Source organism: Xylanibacter rodentium, assembly GCF_013166575.1.
Taxonomy (GTDB): Bacteria; Bacteroidota; Bacteroidia; order Bacteroidales; family Bacteroidaceae; genus Prevotella; species Prevotella rodentium.
On the sequence record NZ_JABKKE010000008.1, the window covers coordinates 112,946 to 133,024 of the forward strand.

At 49.5% G+C, this 20,079-nt stretch carries 10 protein-coding genes; 9 read left to right on the forward strand and 1 reads right to left on the reverse strand.

What is annotated here, in order from left to right; translation table 11 throughout:
* Positions 1–285: 285 nt before the first annotated feature.
* On the reverse strand, positions 286–441 hold the full coding sequence (locus tag HPS55_RS06390; protein WP_172174567.1) for a hypothetical protein: 156 nt from the start codon (positions 439–441) through the stop codon (positions 286–288).
* 362 nt (positions 442–803) lie between these two features.
* On the opposite strand from HPS55_RS06390, the gene HPS55_RS06395 reads away from it, so the two are divergent.
* The 9 genes from HPS55_RS06395 to HPS55_RS06435 all read left to right on the forward strand — a co-directional run bounded on the left by HPS55_RS06395 (position 804) and on the right by HPS55_RS06435 (position 20,069).
* Positions 804–2,525: a hypothetical protein gene (locus HPS55_RS06395; protein ID WP_172174564.1), complete on the forward strand. Its 1,722-nt coding sequence runs from the start codon at positions 804–806 to the stop codon at positions 2,523–2,525.
* On the forward strand, positions 2,522–3,532 hold the full coding sequence (locus tag HPS55_RS06400) for a T9SS type A sorting domain-containing protein (protein WP_172174561.1): 1,011 nt from the start codon (positions 2,522–2,524) through the stop codon (positions 3,530–3,532). Before HPS55_RS06395 ends, HPS55_RS06400 begins: the two co-directional genes overlap by 4 nt.
* Positions 3,529–5,541 carry a hypothetical protein gene (locus HPS55_RS06405; RefSeq protein ID WP_172324761.1) on the forward strand — a complete coding sequence of 671 codons (2,013 nt, stop codon included), beginning with the start codon at positions 3,529–3,531 and terminating at the stop codon, positions 5,539–5,541. The genes HPS55_RS06400 and HPS55_RS06405 overlap by 4 nt, the downstream gene beginning before the upstream one ends.
* A 379-nt stretch (positions 5,542–5,920) precedes the next feature.
* Positions 5,921–9,034: a SusC/RagA family TonB-linked outer membrane protein gene (locus HPS55_RS06410; RefSeq protein WP_410543860.1), complete on the forward strand. Its 3,114-nt coding sequence runs from the start codon at positions 5,921–5,923 to the stop codon at positions 9,032–9,034.
* 22 nt (positions 9,035–9,056) lie between these two features.
* Positions 9,057–10,712, forward strand: coding sequence for a RagB/SusD family nutrient uptake outer membrane protein (locus HPS55_RS06415; RefSeq protein WP_172174556.1), 1,656 nt, complete (start codon positions 9,057–9,059; stop codon positions 10,710–10,712).
* Between the two features lie 53 nt (positions 10,713–10,765).
* Positions 10,766–12,772, forward strand: a complete 2,007-nt coding sequence (locus tag HPS55_RS06420) for a hypothetical protein (protein ID WP_172174553.1) — start codon at positions 10,766–10,768, stop codon at positions 12,770–12,772.
* 17 nt (positions 12,773–12,789) lie between these two features.
* Positions 12,790–15,465 (forward strand): hypothetical protein, encoded by a 2,676-nt coding sequence (locus tag HPS55_RS06425; protein WP_216653101.1) that lies wholly within the window; start codon positions 12,790–12,792, stop codon positions 15,463–15,465.
* Positions 15,466–15,572: 107 nt separating this feature from the next.
* On the forward strand, positions 15,573–17,093 hold the full coding sequence (locus HPS55_RS06430) for a cellulase family glycosylhydrolase (RefSeq protein ID WP_172174550.1): 1,521 nt from the start codon (positions 15,573–15,575) through the stop codon (positions 17,091–17,093).
* A 27-nt stretch (positions 17,094–17,120) separates the two neighbouring features.
* A complete protein-coding gene (locus tag HPS55_RS06435) occupies positions 17,121–20,069 on the forward strand; it encodes a TIM-barrel domain-containing protein (RefSeq protein ID WP_172174547.1) in 2,949 nt (982 codons plus the stop codon).
* Positions 20,070–20,079: the final 10 nt, after the last annotated feature.

A 20,079-nucleotide genomic window follows, 5' to 3' on the forward strand; every position in this document is an offset into this window, starting at 1 on the left:
ACGCCATGGCCCTGAAATAGCGCCTTTTTTGTTCAAAACAGGATGCGCTGACAATCAGCGTGTTACGGATTTCACGCCTTAAAACGCCCGTGTAAAGAAAGCAGAGAGGGCCGTTTGACCTTGCAACGGGGCCGTTATTGCATTGCGACGGCGGCCTCGTTGCAAGGTGAAACGGCCGCCGCGGGAGTGCAAGGAGGCCCTTACGGCAAGACAATCATGTCAAAAACACGTGTAAAAAAAGCAGAGAAGGCCTCACGGCATTTCTGGTTTGAGAAAAAAGAAATGTTAAATTCTACGAATAATATTGACACCAACATCTTCCGTCCTGCCATCCACCGGCAGCGTAAGACACCTTGCCGTCACTTTCTCCATATATGTACCGTCGGCAAAGGACGTAACATAAATATCACCCGACGGTACGCTTTTACCTGAATAATCCACAGACATGAACTCTTGAATGGAACAACCAAAGTCCGGGTATAGCAATATGAGCGCCCGATGGGGCAGCAAGCACACAGCTTAGGATAGATAATGTGGTTTAATTCTGTCGACTAACTTATCTGGCATTTGCTGTGATATTCCTTAAAAATTTCACAAGTCAAAAAATTAGATGATTTCATTATAAAAAAGAATTGGAATATTGCCAATTTAAAAAAAAAGCATATCTTTGTCACCATGTAAATTTTCGTCAAACAGTGTATTGAACCAAACTTACTTGAACTTTGCAATGGCAAGAATACAAGGGATGGATACCATAACCTGATTATAACAATAATCCAATGTCAAACCAAAAATTAAAAATTATGATTAACAGAAAGTTTATTCTTAAAATTACCACATTCCTGACAACACTTATTTGTCCGGTTATGCTACACTCGCAAAATCAAGATGCTGTAAATATAAGCTATGAGGATAATTTCAATTTCAGCAAAACAAAATTCATAGTGTCTGATATGGCGAAGTTTAAAAGAATTTCCAATAAGGGATATGGCAATATAGATGTCAGATACAAAGATGACAACATGCCCGATTCATTGAAAAGAGCTGTGGAGATAGCTACAGGAGTATGGAAAGATTATATGAACATAAAAGATTCACTCAAACTGGATTTATATTTTGACAACACAATAGAGCATGACATCATTACAAATGTTGCCTATAACTTGAATGTTGAAAACGGGATGTATTACCCAAAATCCTTGTATTCAAAATTAGGTATATCCGGAAACACGAATAATTGCGATGCAGAAATAAAAATAAATTCTGACATTGATTGGTGCATAGGAATTGGAACTGGAAACGAAATCAATCCGAAAAAATTATTATTGGCAATGCTTCAATCGATAGGCAGAAGTTTAGGTTATGGTTCATCAGTAAAAAAAGACAAACGAGGAGATTTCAGATTTTACTTTACAAACGGAATATCGGTATTCGACAAACTTGTATTTTCGGAAGACGGGAAGCGCATGGAAGACCTGACAAATAAAAAGCGTCAGGAATTCAAAGACTTTGTATTGCAAAAATGCGGCTATCTGTATGCGCTGCAAAAAGCAGACTCATATAAAATATATGCACCTGAAAATTTTGATGAGATAAAATCACTGAAATACTCAGCCAATCCAAGTTCTATAATGTATCATGGAGAATGTATACAAAGCGACCTTGTCGTTGATGAAGCCACGATAAATATGCTTTCATCCATAGGCTGGAATTTCAACTCTGAGCAACCTTTCAAAATTGTAGGTGAAGATATAGACGAAACCGGTATCACATCGGCATATCAGCCACATAAATTCTACATACAGTCGAATGGCTTACCTTTGAGTAAGCATGAATGGGAATATTTACTTCCACTTAAAACTGGAGGATATAAAAAAATTTCCACTTCAACCAATACAACATTTACCATTCCGGCTGTAAACGATGAAGAGCCATATGAACATACCATAGAGGGTGATATATGCGGAATAATAAATTTCAAAGGAATATCAGACGGAAAAACAATCGATTGCTCATATTGCATCACTTTGGAATTGAAGCCACGTATTTTAGAAGTGGATATAATCGACATTACTCCGTGTTCTTATGACGACTCATATTATGACGCAACAGTAGATGTATACTATCAGGGAAGCCACTATCTACATTCATACGTAGAGGAGGAATACAGTTCTCTTACCAAGGCCTATTTTTCAGATTCGCCTTATTATGCACGGTTTAAAATCACCGATATAGACTCTTTGGGCGAAGCATATTTTAATATTGTTGCAAAAAATGATTATGGCAATGACACTTACGTCCAACCACTGCACGGATACTATAATCAAAAAGCAAGTCCTGTGTCTGTCAATGAGATTGAAAGAAAGAGCAACATAACACACATTGACGTGTACAGCACAACAGGACAATACTTAAAACGGATAAATAAAACAAGTGAGCTTAAAGATATGAGCAAACGATTGTTTATCCTGAAAATATATAATGACAATGGAAAAACAATAACCGTAAAGTATCTGAACAAATGAGAATCATATTTTTAATAATTGCATATATTTTTGTTTTCTGTCCGAAGTGCTTTGCCGAAAGCATTTCAGATAGTGAGATTGTAGCCTCTTCATATCTGATAAAGAGAAACGATATGGCCGTATTTTCTTTATCTGGTAAAAAGCCTGCTAATTGGACTGTATATATTCTTAAAGAGATTTGGTCTTCAGAGTCAAATCAATACCAAATGGAGTGGCATAAATATCTTGAAAAATCAGAGTCAATTTTCTTTGAAGTATCGGCCAAGGCCACCCATTTCGATTGGAAACGAGCAATGAAGACTATTGATTATGAAACCGGGCATACATATTTTGACGGTATTGTCGTTTGTGAACACGACAATATAGAAGATACTGTTTCTATAAAATTCGATGTGTTGCCGACAAGACCCATCATCTTGAACGCTGCTTTAAGTTATGATTACTTCGATTATGATTGGAGGAACTTTATAGATCCTATATTTGAAATGACCGTTGACTCAAAAGAATGTGATGTAATATATCTACTATCATCAGAACCGTATCCAGACATCAGAGGTGAATATCATTTCTATATACAAGATAGTCCTACAAACGTAAAAATAGACGACAATACATTTCGTTTATATTATGACAGATATACATGGGACCTTAAAATGTTTCTTTTTGCAACTAACGAATTTGGAATTTCAGCATATAGCGATACCATATATTCCAACGACTATATAGAGGACCCTCAAATATTGAAATTTGTGGAAGATGAAATGAACTATGAAATGGGTATACACGACAGATATGACAATCAACCCCACAATTTATTCGTAAAAGACGGTTCGCTCTGTTTTACAGGTATTGCAAAACAGTTGTCTGTATATCGTATAGATGGAAAAATAATGAAAACTGTAACGAACACTTCATCCATAAATATCAGCAATTTACCCAAAGGTATATATACAGTTATTGCTGTTTCGAATGATAATAGAAAATATTCACTAAAAGTTATATTATGAAAAAAGTATTGATTTTTGTATTAGGTATTCTTTCTATTCCTTGTTTTGGGCAAGAGGTGATGGAAGATGAATCGTATGTATCTGACAATATTGTCAGACAGGAATATGGCTTGCCTATTATCAGAGAAGTATATGGAGGAACCAAGATTATTGTTGACTTCAATGGCAATTGGACAAATGAGATGAAAGGTGCATTTGAATATGCCTGCAAAATATGGGAAGAGGCAATGCCTACAACATTCCCTATAAGGATTCTCGCAAAACTTGACGAGGAAACACAAAGTGCGTCTCTGTCTCGCATAGCAATACAAACACGCTCTCACACGAATGACAAACTTTCATATCATCCATATACCAATGTATCTACATGGACCCAAATAAAAGGTACTGCTTATATTGATTTTTCAGGAAGAGGAAATGCTGGTATTTATGACAACATCCTAAGTGAGGATATGTTTAAAGAGCATGACATAACAATAACATATTTTAATAAATCAAACAAACTTATAGAAAATTGTTCTTTCGCTTTAGACGAAAATACTATAGACGACAATTACTATGACTTTGTTACAATAGTCCTTAGAGATATTGCAAAATCTTTTGGTATAATATGGAATAACAAGATTGTCAGGAACGAACAATTCAGAATTAACACAAACAACATTTTACCATACGAAAAACATGTATTGGACTGTTTAGGATATGATGGCGACAATCATCAAGCATATTTAAATGCAATCAAGGGAAGTTTGGCATTTGGGAAATTTACTATTTATGCACCTGTTACTTGGGATCAAGAGAGATCCCTTAACTATTTCATTCCTGATGAAAACGTAAAACTATCACAATTACTGTCATTTGACTTTGGTAGAGGAAGTGTTATAAGAGATATTTCTGATGTACATACTTATAATTTTTTTGAAAACACTCTAAATTGGAAAAGTGATATTACTGTAGGAGACAATCTTAATTCTTTTAATCAAAAAGGAACGACAACAGACAATGTTGTTCCTTTCAATGGAACTATATTTGAAGAATCCCCGCAAAAAATAAATATTTCAAGTATTGAAAATACAGAAAAATCTGCTGATATTAAAAAAAACAGTATAGAAAAAACAAATAACATTTTACCTTCTTTTTTGAAAATATACGCACCTGATTATTATGGTGGAGAATTTGATTTTGACGGTTGGGCTATCTGTTTGCTCAAAAAAGATGGGACATGGGATAATGTTTATTTTTTCGGAATGCCCAATCGTCCGTTGGAAGTATCAACAACTGATTTTACACTCAATTATGACATTGAAGAATATGCAAGGACTTGTGATGGATATTTACGGTGCAGAATAACATATTCGCAGCACTTACCTCCAACATATAAAAGAACATCAGGATGGTCAAAGTATTATGTATTGGATTATCTACCACAACGAGTTAAAATGTCTAAATCAAAAGTATTACCTCCTGAAGATGAATATTATAGGGACGTAGAAATTGGTCTGAAAGATATAGAAGGCGTAACAAGGGTTGTGGTGTCTCAATTAGACGAAGGTAATGACATGCCGTATCAATATGAAGTTCCTGATTTCAGAAAAGGATATTTTACCGCTACCGTAGACAGGGAATTCACCTCTACATTCACTATAACTGCATATAACAAAAACGGTTCAACAAAAAGTGAAACCTATGTATTACAACCGTTGACTCCGACAACAAGCATTGACCTTAAATTTAATGTCAACAATGACCAAATAAAGGTATTTTTGGATGATACACAACGACATGACACATCCGGCAGGCTACTTGTATCATCATATCAAATAAAAAAAGTGATGCCATATACTTCTGAAAAAACTATTCAAGGATTGATTTCTTTACCCAAAAGACCCGAAAGTAACATTATAGATATATCAACTCTTGACAATGGCATATATATATTGACTGTCTATGACATAAAAGGAGGATGCCATACTTTGAAATTTACAAAAAACAACATCAGATTCTTATAATGAAAATGATGAACTCCTGCAATGTGTCTGTAAAGAAGATTGCAGGAGCTTATTTTACATTCTAACCTCTAATACTGCATCCAGTCTACACCCTTACCATGCAGAAAACACCCTAAAACAGGCTTAAAATAACAAAAAGGCGCTTTTTTATAACATTTCGTCCTATTAGTATTGCATATAAAAAGTAATTTTGTAACCATGCATAACCAAGCCGTTCCTTTCGAGCCGTGGCGAGAAAACGGAAATAAAAATGCAAGTTCCGCAACTAATAACTGATTGATACCTATAAACATTTTACTAACAATAAAAACATGACATGATGAACTTCAGAAAACTATTCAAGCGGACGGAGAGAGCCGGAAGCCTCTTCATCACACTAATGCTGATCATGTTTTCCGCAAGTGCCGCCGCACAAGACGGCAAGCTGAAAGGAAACGTAACCGGCGCATCGGATGGCGAACCGCTGATAGGAGTCAGCGTAGTGGTAAAAGGAACATCGAAAGGAAGTGTTACCGACTACGACGGCAACTATGCCCTCAACGGTCTGAAACGGGGAGACATTGTCGTCTTCTCATACATAGGTTATACGGCGGCCGAGCAGACGTACAACGGCCAGCAGACGATGGACATAAAGCTCAAGGAAGACAGCAGGACACTCGACGACGTCGTCGTGATAGGCTACGGCACTATGAAGAAGAAGCTCGTCACCGGAGCCACGATGCAACTCAAGGGCGACGACATACAGAAGCTCAACACGGTCAACCCGCTGTCAGCCATGCAGGGACAGACGCCCGGAGTCAACATCGTGTCCACATCAGGCCAGCCCGGCGCGTCCATGAGCGTCACCATCCGCGGCCTCGGCACCGTGGGCAACTCGCAGCCGCTCTATCTCATCGACGGCATCGCCGGTGACATCACCAACCTCAACCCGGCCGACATCGAACGCATCGACGTGCTCAAGGATGCCGCCTCGGCCGCCATCTACGGCGCGCAGGCTGCCAACGGCGTGATTCTCGTCACGACAAAGAGCGGAAAGGAAGGCACAAGCAAGATCTCGTACGACGGGTATGTAGGCTGGCAGACCGTGGGCCGCAAGTTTGACATGCTCAACTCGCGCGAATACATGAGCATCATGGACGAGGCACGGCTCAACTCCGGCATGTCGCCCGTCGACTGGGCTTCGCTCAACTCCATACATGATGCCAACGGAAACATATACGACACCGACTGGATAGACAATGCCATCGATGACGGCGCACTGACAACGAGCCACAACCTGTCGTTCGCCGGCGGCAGCAAGACGTCGACATATGTCATCTCGGGCGGATATACCGGTCAGGACGGCGTTATCGGAGGAAAGGACGTCTCTTATTATAAAAGGTATAACTTCCGCGCCAACTCCGAGCACAAGATGTACGACGGACTCATCACCGTTGGCGAGCACGTGAGCTTTGTGTGGAAGGACAGCCGCAACATGGGCACGGGCAACATATACAACAACAACCTGCGCTCGGCATTCTCGGCTTCGCCCATCATGCCCGTATACGGACCCGACGGCGGCTATTACGACACTACAGGTTCCGACTGGAACGTCAACGACGGCAACCCTTACGGAACGATGATGGTGAACCGCTACAACCGCAGCCGCAGCGGAAACCTCGACGCCAACGCATACATGCAGGTGGAGCCTATAAAGAACCTCAAGTTCAAGACCGTCTTTGCCGTAGGCTACGGAGCATCCGACTACCGGTCGTACACTCCCGCCTACAGCTTCTCGCCGCAAAGCGGACAAACCGAGGAAAGCGTGCGCCAAAGCAACGGCCACGGACTGTCGATGGTGTGGACCAACACCCTGTCTTACGACTTCACCCTCAAGGGTGGCCACGACATCAGTGCCCTCGTGGGTACGGAATGGTCGAAATATGACGGCAGCAGCACCGAAGGATACAACACGGGCATCGTACCCGGCTTCGACGACTGGGACCACGCCTGGCTCACCAATACCAACGGCACTGCCAACAAATCGGCAAAAGGCGCGCCCTACGACCCTGTGCGCAGCATGTCATACTTCGCACGTCTCGGATGGTCGTGGAAAGACCGTTATATGGTCAACGCCACCCTGCGTGCCGACGGCTCGTCAAAATTCGCACCGGGCAACCGCTGGGGCTACTTCCCCTCGGTATCGGCCGGATGGACCGTCAGCGAGGAGGACTTCATGAAGAGCGCACGTTCGTGGATGGACTTCCTCAAACTGCGCGTGAGCTGGGGACAGGTGGGCAACGCCAACATCAACTGCTGGCAGTATCTTGCTCCGGTGACAACAACCAACGTAAACTATAACTTCGGCACCAACGGCGGACAGGAGGGATGGTCCACCGGTTCATATCCGAGCCGTCTGGCCAACGAAGACGTGAAGTGGGAAACATCAGAACAAATCAACATCGGTATCGACGCGCGCTTCCTGAGCAGCCGGCTCGCACTGACAGCCGACTGGTATGTCAAGAGCACCAAGGACTGGCTCGTGCAGGCTCCCGTACTTGCCACGGCCGGAACGGCAGGCCCGATAATAAACGGCGGCGACGTCAAGAACACCGGCGTGGAACTCGGACTGACATGGAACGACAACATCGGCCGGGACTTCACATACAGCGTAGGCGCCAACTTCGCCTACAACCACAACGAAGTGGGCAGCATACCAACAGAAGACGGCATCATCCACGGCAACACCAATCAGATATACCAGAATGCCGAGGAGTTCTACCGCGCCGAGAACGGACACGCCATCGGATATTTCTGGGGTTACCGCACAGCCGGAATATTCCAGAGCAAGCAGGATATCGACAGCTGGATTGCAGCAGGCAACGGCGTGATGCAGGCCAACGTGCAGCCCGGCGACGTGAAATATGTGGACATCAACCGCGACGGAATGATAGACGCCAAGGACAAGACAGACCTGGGCAACGGTCTGCCCAAATACACCTTCGGCTTCAACATCATGCTGGGATGGAAAGGTTTCGACCTCGGGCTCAACGCCACCGGCGCCGCAGGCTTCAAGATAGCACAGTCGTACCGCAATCCCAACGCCGCACAGGCCAACTACAGCCGCAGCATACTGGACCGCTGGACAGGCGAGGGCACGAGCAACAAGATGCCCCGCGTGACATACAACGACGTTGGCAACTGGCTATTCTCCGACCTCTATCTGCAGGACGGCGACTATATCCGGCTGCAAAACCTCACGCTGGGCTACGACTTCAAGCGCCTCATCGCATGGAAAGGCATATCCAGACTCCGTCTCTACCTTCAGGCACAGAACCTGCTCACGCTGACCAAATACGACGGCATGGACCCCGAGGTTGGCTCGTACAACGGCACCGACGCCAATCACGTCAATTCAGACGGCTCGACAACACAGACATGGGTGTCGGGAGTGGACATGGGCTACTACCCTCATCCGCGCACATTCATTGTTGGTGTGAACATTGCTTTTTAACCGATAACAAAGAAAACATAATATGAAGACAAGACATATATTCTTAACGGGCACCATGGCTCTGTCGGCATTTGCCGTTACATCGTGCTCACTCGATACAGAATCGATGACCCAACAGAACGACGAGACCGCATACCGGAACCTTGAGGCTGCCGAGCTGGCCTTGGTGGGATGCTACGACGGATGGCAACGCACCATCAGCAGCGAGGATGTAGGCATATTCATGCTGGCCGAGTTCGCATCAGACCAGGCCCACGGCGGACTGGGACTGTCAGACGCCAAGAACAACAACGCCATCGACCAGTTTGACCTGTCTGTGGCACCGTCGTACAACAACCTGTTCAATGCCGACTGGACCAACTATTACAACGCCATATTCCGCTGCAACAAGATTATTGCCAACGAGGACGTGACGGATTGGGGCACCGAGGCCGACAAGGGACGCGTGACAGGGCAGGCCCGCGCGCTGCGTGCCATCCTCTATTTTGACCTCGCACGCATGTTCGGCGATGTGCCGCTGCTGACAGGACCGTCAAAAGAGAACATCGCCCGCACCCCGGCTGCCGAAGTGTACAAGGTTATCTTCAATGACTTGAAGTATGCTGCCGCCAATATTCCGGCCGACGCTTTCCCGTTGTCGGCCCGCGAAAGCAACGACGGACATATCACCAAATATGCCGCCGAGGCTCTTCTCGCACGCGCATATCTGTACTACACCGGCTACTACGGAACGGAGAACGAAGCCTGCACGAAGCAGGAAGCCATCGACGCTCTAAACGATGTGATACAGAACGGCGGATACGAACTGGAGCCTGACTATGCCGACCTGTTCATGCCGGCATGCACCAAGGCCGTGGGCGACACCTACGCATGGGAGACTACATATAAGGGCAAGTACTACAACGACGGATGGAAGAGCGACATATCGAAAGAGGTAATCCTCAACCTTAAGTTCGGCTCCACATCCGACTACGACGGCAATGCCGACGGAAACGTATTCCAGGTGTATCTCGGCCCGCGCAATGTCTGCGCCACCAGCGTATATATCGCAAGCGGATGGGGAGCATGCCCGGTGACAAAGGCTTTTGTCGACAAGTACAAGGACGACCCGCGGTTCAGCACATGCGTATGGAGCTGCGACGAGGCCGGATTCAAGGCCGACCTGAACGACACATACGAGTATACGGGCTACTACACCCGCAAATACGCTCCGATGTGCTTTGCCGACGGCACACGTCAGGAGGTGGGCTTCAACCTCGGCATAGCCCACATGAACCTGACGTACTATCAGGACTGGACGGTGATGCGCTATGCCGACGTGCTGCTGATGCACTCCGAGCTCACCGAGACGGCCGACGGCCTCAACCAAGTGCACCGCCGCACCTATCCTGGCGAGACACTGGCCTACAGTATAGAGAACATACGCAACGAGCGTGCCATAGAGTTTGCCTTTGAGGGACTTCACTACTGGGATCTGATGCGCTACGAAAAAGACGGAGCCTATGCCGGACGGGCCATCGCCGCGGCACAAGACGGAGCACCGGTGCTGAACGGTGGCATGGAAGCCACGACACGTTTCGACGTGAACAACTTCACCGCCAAGAAAGGACTGATGCAGATACCCAACACCCAGATTACCCTCTCGGGAGGCGTGCTTACACAGAATGAGGGATGGTGATGCCAACCTGATACAGAGCTTCGGTATTAACAATAACAAAAAACAAGAACAACATGAAACTCAATCATATCTATTCATTGATGACAAGCGCCCTGCTGCTATTCGGCGCCTGTACGCCCGATGACCACGACTTCGGCGGAGCACAGTATTCGAGTGAAAATCTTGTCGCTCCCAATGCCTATACCGTCACCATCGACGGCAACAAGGTGCATCTGGCATCAAAAATAAGCGGATGCACACCGCTGTGGGTGACGCCCAACGGACGCTCGCAGGAAAGCGAACTGACTCTCGAACTGCCTTTCGCAGGCGACTATGAGGTGACGTTCGGAGCAGAGACACGTGCGGGAACAGTCTACGGAGAGCCCTACAAGTTCACCCTCGGACAGAACGACTTCGGTCTGCTCAGCGACGACAAGTGGTTCTATCTGGCCGACAACAACTTCCATACGGGCGACAAGCTGCCCGACGCCGCAACACTGGCAGCAGGCATCAGCAAGAAATGGTATCCGTGCGACGCCGACTACGGCCTGGGCTGTACAGGACCGGTGATGTACATGTCGCCATACGACCCGGACAACGACGGCAAGGGATTCACCGCCGACGACGAGGCCAATCTTGTATACAAGGACATCACGTTCGGACGCGACAATTGGGCGCCGAACTGGGACCCGGGCTTCCAGTCGTGGCTGATACCAGAGACCGACCCATACATGGATTCGTACATGCAGTTCAGTATGGACGCCAAGAACGGCTGCGTGGCAACGGTATATCGCGGCGAGAGTGGCAGCAAAGGAGCAAGCACCGGCAGCAACATGACAGGAAAGTTCAACCTTGCACTGACCGACAAGACAAAACCCTCCATATCGTTTACAGACTGTTACGCCCTGCACAACATCAGCTTTGACGAGGTTTGCGCCAACTATACGCAGGACATACAGATAATAGAGCTTACACCGTATTATCTCAGCCTCGTTACTCGACGCACCAACTCCGAAGGCAACTGGTACATCGTATGGAACTTCGTATCGGAAGAAGTCATACAGACACATGGCGAATGTATTCCCAAGGAAGATGCCGGACTGATAGACAAGGCAGAACCCGTGCTGCCGATATTCGACAATCTTGATACCGACCTGTTCACCATAGAGGCCGACGGAGTGACATATGTCGGCAGCCAGATGACATTTACCATCGACGAGGAGATGCCATATGAATGGATGTGGTGGAACGGTTCGCCAAGCGTGACCGCATGGCAGGGTGTCACCGGCGGCGACTATACGGCAGCCTGGGCTCCGGCTGCGGGCGACGACATCGGTGACTTTGAACTCGTCATATCCAAGGCTTCCGACGGCAGCTACGACTATACAGCCGGAGAGACGGAAGGCAAACTTACCATAACCGACGGCAAGCTCGTGTTTGACAACGAGATAACCATACTGACAGCATCGAACGATTTCCGCACTGTCACCGTCACAGGAAAGGAGTTTACAGTGATGTCCTGCGAACCGGGCGAGAGCATGATGATAGGCATACCGTCATCGACCGACGACAAAGGCAACACCGATTCGTATCTTGTGGCCAAGCTCAACTACAAGCAGATCAGCGCCGGACAGACCGGCCCGACCGTTGTGCCCCTGACGGACAACTATAGCGACGAGGGCATCACATGGACAGAAAACGGTTGCGTGCGTCTGGCCTTCCACCATTATGGCGACGGCGGAAACGGCATATTCAAGGATGCCGCCAGCGTGAAACTGAAGAAAGGCCAGACCATCAAGGTAACCTTCAAATTGAAAGAGGGCGTGATAACATGGAGTCAGACACCCAAATGCGCCCTTATCGACAATAACATCAAGACGACATGGGAACCCGGATGTTTCGACATGGACGACGCCGTGACGGTGAACGTGAACGGCGAGACCACCGTCACACTGAAGAACACCACCGGTGCCACACAGAAGTTCACAGCCACTTGCCTCGACCTGTCGATACAGTTCGACGGCTATGGCGAGGGCGACTATACCGACATGTTTGAAAGTGTTTCCTGTATAATTGAATAACCAAAACGAACAAAGCAATGAAAAATAAGATATTATTCGGAATGATAGCCCTGTTCACAGGATTATTGTTCACGTCATGCAGCGACGACGATTTCAGCGTAAGTACAAACCCGCTGCTTTCAGACGGCGCGGTAGTGACAGGCTCGGCAGACGTAACAGCCACATCGGCACTGATGCACGGCACGGTGAGCGGGCTCGACGGACAGTCGGCAGGAGCCTACACGACAGGGTTCTACTATGGCGGTGCAGCCGACAAACTAACCGGGCGGGTAGTGGCCAACAGCGCTGCGGAATTCAGCGCGGCCATATCGGGCGCGCCCAACGATGTGTATTACTATCAGGCATTCGTCACGCTGCAGGGCCGCATCACCTACACCGGTGAAGTCAAAAGCCTCATCATGACAAATGCAAAAGCTGTCACGGGCGACGCAACCGACATTACGGCAAACTCGGCGAAACTCAACGGCAGACTGAGCGAATATCCGGCTGATGCAGAGGCCGGTATCGTGGTATCGGGCATTGCTGGAGACGAGAATGTGCGTGCCGGTGTACGGATAGCAGCCGATGCGGCCGACAGCTATACCGTTGCGGCCTCAGGCATGCTGCCGAACACCACATATTACTATGCCGCATATATCGACCTCGGAGCGGGTGTGGTCTATGGAGAGACAAAATCGCTCACCACGCCGTCACAGACCTTCGACGTGGACAACGATCTCGTCGACCTCGGACTGTCGACGAAATGGGCACGCTACAATGTCGGTGCTTCCAAGGAGACGGAATCAGGCGGACTGTTCGGTTTCGGAGACATGACAGGCTACAACACCGGCATAAATCCGGACAGCTATGCCGGCGCCGACATATACCGCACTGCCAACGACGTGGCCAACAAGATATACGGTGGAAAGGTTACCATGCCTACTATCGACGAGTTTGAAGAACTGTTCCGTTGCTGTCAGGTAGAGTGGACAGAGACGGAAGGAGTGGCCGGATACCGCTTTACCGGTCCCAACGGCAATTCGATATTCCTCCCGGCAGCCGGTTCGCGTACCAAAGGTGCCACAACAGGCACCGGTAACGAAGGCCGCTATATGTCAGGTTCCGTCAACAGCTCCGACCCGCGCTTCGCCATGAGCTACCTTTTCAACCGGTCAGGCAACGCCCGCTCGACCACACCTGTATATCAGGCTCTCTCCATACGTCCCGTATCCGTTGCAAAGAATGTTACGTTCGACAAGTCGATGCTCTGCAAGACATGGGAGATTGACCTCACCGACAACGGTGAATACAAGATATTCCCCGGACCGACATATTTCTATGGTACCGACGATTCATGGGCTACCGTATCCAACAACGAACCTATCGTGGGCGACTCATGGTGCTGGGCGGCCGACTTTGCCGGCAACACATGGGCTGTGGGCGGCGACGCAAAGAACTGCCGTGGCTCGATTACATTCAATGAAGACGGAACGGTAGCAGTGAAGCACATTACGGCCGAAGGCATCGAGACGGTGGAAAACGGAACTTACACCATCGACGATGAGAAAAAGACCATCACCCTGAAAGACGCCACGATGCTGGCACCGGCCAACTTCACACCCGACTATGTGGCCAACCTGACCACCGACATCAAGATTCTGTCGCTCACCGAGAACTCCGTACAGTTCGGTGTGCTGCGCGACAACGACCCCGCCACACTGAGCATCAACATGATACCACAGCTCGAGAAGTACGGCTACAACGCAAAGCTGACATGCTACGGACAGGGCCGGAACGGCGAACCTACAGACGGATGGGCTTCAGCAACCACAACGGTATCTGGCACCGGCACCTACACCGTGACCTTCTCCACCAACGAACCGCGCCTCTACGGACAAGTGTACCTGATAGACATCGAGAAATTCGCAGCCGCCTACCCCAACGCATTCGTTAAGATTGAGACGATAAAGGCCGACGGCAACGACGTACCATTCGACGCCAACAAATTCTACTACGGCGACATAGAGAACAACGGCAACTTCCGTATCGAGATGGCCAACATCTGGGGATGCGGACACAACGAAGGCTGGAATGGCCTGGCTGACACCCCGTTCCAGCCTGGCGGAGGCGAGACTACGTCTGAGACGGCCCTTGCGTTCAACTCTACATTCGAGGTGACATTTACTGTAGTATCACTCGATGCCGACCTGGCGTTCAATGTCAAGCAGACAGCCGTGGGCCTCGTTTCACCGTGGGCCATGCCCGGCAATTGGGGCAAGGAATATCCCGGTGCCTTGAGAATAGAGAAAGACAACTTCCGCTACAAGGCGACAACCGCCAATCTGGACATGACCCTCACTGCAGCCGAATGTGACGGTGGCACGGCTCCGGTAAACGGCGCTGTCAACCTTATCGATGTTGTGGGCATACGCAACTTCTTCCCCGCCTTTACAGCCGAACTGGTGACTGTGAACAACGACGGTGCCGACGTGCCGTTCAATGCTGCAAATCTAATCACCGGTGACATCGAAGGCAACGGCAACTTCCGTATCGAACTGCATAACATATGGGGTGCAGGCACGGCAGCCAACCCGGCATTCGGCGGTGCCGAGACTGTAGAAGGCAACAACTGCGTCAAATCACTCGGCTTCACTGAAAGTACCACATACACCATAGGCAACTTCAACGACAACCTTTTCGCAAAACCGTGGTGATGCACCGCCATCGTGGCCCGTGTAAATCCATTACACGGGCCACGTAACATTAAGATTCGAAAAACGACGAACAAAAAAGCACCAAATATTAAAAGATAATAGCACACATGAAAAGACTATATATATTTCTCACAGCGGCATTTGCCATAATGACATTCGCCCTATCGTCATGCAGTGACGACGACGATCCCAATCCTTTGGCCGGCAGTAACGGCACGTTGGACATTTCTACCACCGGAATGTCATTCACAGTCGACGGTGGCACGGCATCGTTCACCGTTGTCGGCGGAACGGCTTTCGTGCGAAGCGAGAGCGACTGGCTCACCGTAGAGCGCACATCAGGCAACAACAAATCATCCGAATTTCTCGTGGCATGCGAAAAGAACGACGGCGAGGAACGCACAGGAACAATATTGGCCAACCTCAACGGAGCCTTCGCACGTATTGCTGTAATACAAACGGGCAAAGTAGTAAAACCAGATGTGGAATACACCTTCCGCAAGTCAGCCGAACTGGCCCGCGAAATGTATCCGGGATGGAACCTTGGCAACACTCTTGAAGCGACAGGAACAGGTCTCGGCGCCGAGACCGCATGGCAGGGCACCAGAACAACCCGAGAAGTGATAGACTTCGTGAAGGCACAAGGATTCAGATCCGTCCGCATACCCTGCTCATGGGACATACACTCCACCGACAGCCGGATAAATACAGAATGGATGGAACGTGTAAAGGAAGTCGTGGACTACTGTATCGAAGCCGGACTTTACGTAGTGCTAAACGACCACTGGGACGGAGGATGGATAGAAGAAAAAGGCTTCAGCAAAAGCAGCGACAAGTACGTCCCTGTAGATGAGGAGACCATCGTGGACAAGACCGCACAGTTGAAGAACTACTGGACACAGATAGCCGCAGCATTCAAGAACTACGACGAACATCTGCTCTTCGCCGGACTTAACGAGCCGTTCCAGAACTACGCACTGTTCAACAGCCGCCACAAGGAACTCACTCCGATACTCAACCGTTACAATCAGGCTTTCATCGATGCCGTGCGCGCCACCGGAGGAAACCATGCCCGCCGCACACTGGTGGTACAGGGACCGGCCACAAACATATCATCAGCTGTCGACCCCGCCATGGGATTCACCATGCCCGAAGATACGGACGAAGGATATATAATGGTCGAAGTTCACTACTACGATCCGTGGAATTTCTGCGGACAAACTGACAACGGCGCATGGTTCTGGGGTGAAGGCAACCACGTAGACGGCAGCAGCCACAACGTGACATCAGGCGAAGAATCATGGATTCGCAGCCAGTTTGGCAGCTTGAAAACAACGTTCATAGACAAAGGTTATCCCGTGATTATCGGAGAATACGGCGCACAATGGCGTTCGCTCACTGCCAACCAAAGTGAACACGACGCCTCCGTGAAAGCGTTCTTCCGCGAAGTCAACCGTCAGGCCGTGAACAATGGCATAGTGGCGTTCGCATGGGATATCAACGCACCAAACCAAGGAGGAGAAAAAGGCGTGATGACTATTCTTAACCGTTCGTCACTCAGCGTATTCTGCCAACCGGCGATGGACGGCATCTCCGAAGGCACAAAATCAGCCGCGTGGCCACAATAATATCCATCATTTACCGATACTTATAATATGATATACAAACATTTGTTCTTGACAGCCATCCTGTTCTTAGGCACATTTGTCAACGGTCATACCGGCAACTATACAAAGAGCGGCAACACCGTCACCGTGAACGTAGAGTCGCCCGGTGAAAGAGGGGCAAAAACGGTGCGTCTGCAGGTAATTGGCGACAAGATAGTACGTGTAGAGGCCACACCCGAAACATCGTTTCCCGAGAAACAAAGCTTGATTGTAGTACCGCAGAAAGCAAATACCCGTTTCACAGTGACACAACAGGGCGACGATATAACCGTGAGCACCCGGCAAGTGCGTGCAGTGGTCAGCAGCCGAACGGGACACGTGGCGTTCTACGACGCTGACGGCCGGCTGTTGCTTGGCGAAACCGCACGCGACGGAAAAACCTTCCGCCCCTTCACCGTACCGGAACGCGAAACTGGCACAGGCACACTCACCGACGGACAGCGCAACGGCTGGACGTGGCACATGCAATTTGACTCGCCGGCCGACGAAGCCTTCTACGGACTCGGACAGCATCAGGCGGAGGAACTCAACATGAAGGGCCGCAACGAAGAACTGTTCCAGTACAACACCAAGGTCAGCGTACCGATGGTGCTGAGCAATCGCGGTTACGGACTTCTGTGGGATTCGTACAGCTATTGCCGTTTCGGCAATCCCGACGACTATATGCAACTGCACCGGGCCTTCCGTCTGTATGACCGTGACGGACAGCCCGGCTCTCTCACCGGAACATACACCGACAAAAACGGCCGTGTGATTGTGCGCGGCGAAGACTCCATATACTTCGAACACGCCGTGCCTGAAGTCAACCCGCTGCACAAGCAGGACCTCGGCATATATGCCCTGCCTAAGGGCTTCAATCTCGACGGAGCCCACGTCACCTACGAAGGTTACATCGAGGCACCGGCCGACGGTGACTATCATTTTCTGCTTTACTATGCCGGTTACATGACTGTATATGCAGACGGCCGCGAAGTGGTGCCCGAGCGATGGCGTACGGCCTGGAACCCCAATGCGTGGAAGTTCCGCTGCCCGCTGAAGGCCGGCCGCCGCACCCCAATACGCATAGAATGGCGTCCTGACGGTGGAGTTAGCTACTGCGGTCTGCGCGTGGCCACGCCCCGCACAGCCGAGGAGCAGGGCCGACTGAGCATCTGGAGCGAGATGAACCGATACATGGACTACTACTTTATTGCCGGTCCGTCCATGGACGAGATTGTGTCGGGCTACCGCACGCTCACCGGCAAGGCTTCCGTTTATCCCAAATGGACGCTGGGCTACTGGCAGAGCCGCGAACGCTACAAGTCGTCGGACGAAGTGGAAAAGACAATGGAGGAGTTCCGCCGACGCCACATCCCCGTAGACAACATCGTTCAGGACTGGAACTACTGGAAACTCGACTCGTGGGGAGACCACACCTTCGAGCCTTCGCGCTATCCCAACCCGCAGGCCATGCTCGACAGCGTGCACGCCATGCACGGTCGTTTCATGATAAGCGTATGGCCAAAGTTTTACGACACCGTCGACAACTATAAAGAACTTGACGCCAAAGGATGGATGTACGGTCAGGCCATAAAAGACGATATACACGACTGGCTCGGCTTCCGCGGCTCGTTCTACGATGCCTATGACGCCGGAGCGCGACGGATGTTCTGGCGTCAGATGGACGAGAACCTGTATTCCAAATACAACTACGGAATAGACTCATGGTGGATGGACGCCTCCGAACCCAATGTGCGCGACTGCACACCGATGTGGTATCGCAAGGCTCTCTGCGGACCGACAGCCCTCGGCTCGTCGACCGAATTCTTCAATGCCTACAGCATCGTCAACGCCGATGCCATCTACAACGGACAGCGCTCCGTGCGCCCCAATACACGCGTTTTCCTGCTCACCCGCAGCGGTTTCGCCGGCGAACAGCGCTACAGCACAGCCACATGGAGCGGTGACATAGGCACACGATGGGAAGACATGCGCTCACAGATGACCGCAGGCCTTAACTACAGCATCTCCGGACTGCCATTCTGGGGTATGGACCAGGGCGGTTTCTCGGTAGAGAACCGCTATGTGGCCGCACAGAAGATATTCGACAAGAGCGGGTTGGAAAGCGAAGACCTGAAAGAGTGGCGCGAGCTTCAGACACGCTGGAACCAGTTCGGATGCTTCATCCCGCTCTACCGCGCCCACGGCCAATGGCCGCTGCGCGAGCCGTGGAACATAGCTCCCGACAATCATCCGGCGTACAAGACCATCGTGTGGTACGACCGTCTGCGCTATCACATGATGCCATATATGTATTCGATGGCGGGTTGGGTGCACTTCAGCGACTATACGATGATGCGGCCGCTCGTGATGGACTTCAACGGCGACGACCGCGTACTCGACATCAAAGACCAATGGATGTTCGGACCGTCGCTCATGGCCTGTCCCGTAGGTTACTACAAGATGCGTTCACGCGAGGTCTACCTGCCGAAACAATGCGGATGGTACGACCTGTACACAGGTAAGTATCTCGATGGCGGCCGCACCATCACCGCATCGGCACCCTACGAGCGCATGCCCGTATTCGTGCCCGAAGGCGCAATCCTGCCCTTTGGGCCGGCCATGGAATGGAGTGACGAAAAGCCTGCCGAACTCATCAATCTGTATGTCTATGCCGGTCGCGACGGCAGTTTCCGGCTCTATGAGGACGAGGGCACAAACTACAACTATGAGAAGGGACGCTACGCAACCATCGACATCACCTACGACGACAACGCCCATACTATCACCGTGGGCCGCCGCAAAGGCTCGTTCGACGGCATGCTGAAAAACCGCCGCTTCAACGTGGTGCTGGTGTCGAAGGACAACGCACGCAAGCTCGACCTCGACAGTCCGCAGGGCACGATGGTGAACTATACGGGAAAGGAAGTGAAAGTGAAAATCGGAAGCCCCCTATAATCCCCCAAAG

Excerpts from the sequence above, each read along its gene's own strand:
- HPS55_RS06395 (WP_172174564.1), top strand. The coding sequence starts at position 804 with ATGATTAACAGAAAGTTTATTCTTAAAATTACCACATTCCTGACAACA.
- HPS55_RS06400 (WP_172174561.1), top strand. The coding sequence starts at position 2,522 with ATGAGAATCATATTTTTAATAATTGCATATATTTTTGTTTTCTGTCCG.
- HPS55_RS06405 (WP_172324761.1), top strand. The coding sequence starts at position 3,529 with ATGAAAAAAGTATTGATTTTTGTATTAGGTATTCTTTCTATTCCTTGT.
- HPS55_RS06410 (WP_410543860.1), top strand. The coding sequence starts at position 5,921 with ATGCTGATCATGTTTTCCGCAAGTGCCGCCGCACAAGACGGCAAGCTG.
- HPS55_RS06415 (WP_172174556.1), top strand. The coding sequence starts at position 9,057 with ATGAAGACAAGACATATATTCTTAACGGGCACCATGGCTCTGTCGGCA.
- HPS55_RS06420 (WP_172174553.1), top strand. The coding sequence starts at position 10,766 with ATGAAACTCAATCATATCTATTCATTGATGACAAGCGCCCTGCTGCTA.
- HPS55_RS06425 (WP_216653101.1), top strand. The coding sequence starts at position 12,790 with ATGAAAAATAAGATATTATTCGGAATGATAGCCCTGTTCACAGGATTA.
- HPS55_RS06430 (WP_172174550.1), top strand. The coding sequence starts at position 15,573 with ATGAAAAGACTATATATATTTCTCACAGCGGCATTTGCCATAATGACA.
- HPS55_RS06435 (WP_172174547.1), top strand. The coding sequence starts at position 17,121 with ATGATATACAAACATTTGTTCTTGACAGCCATCCTGTTCTTAGGCACA.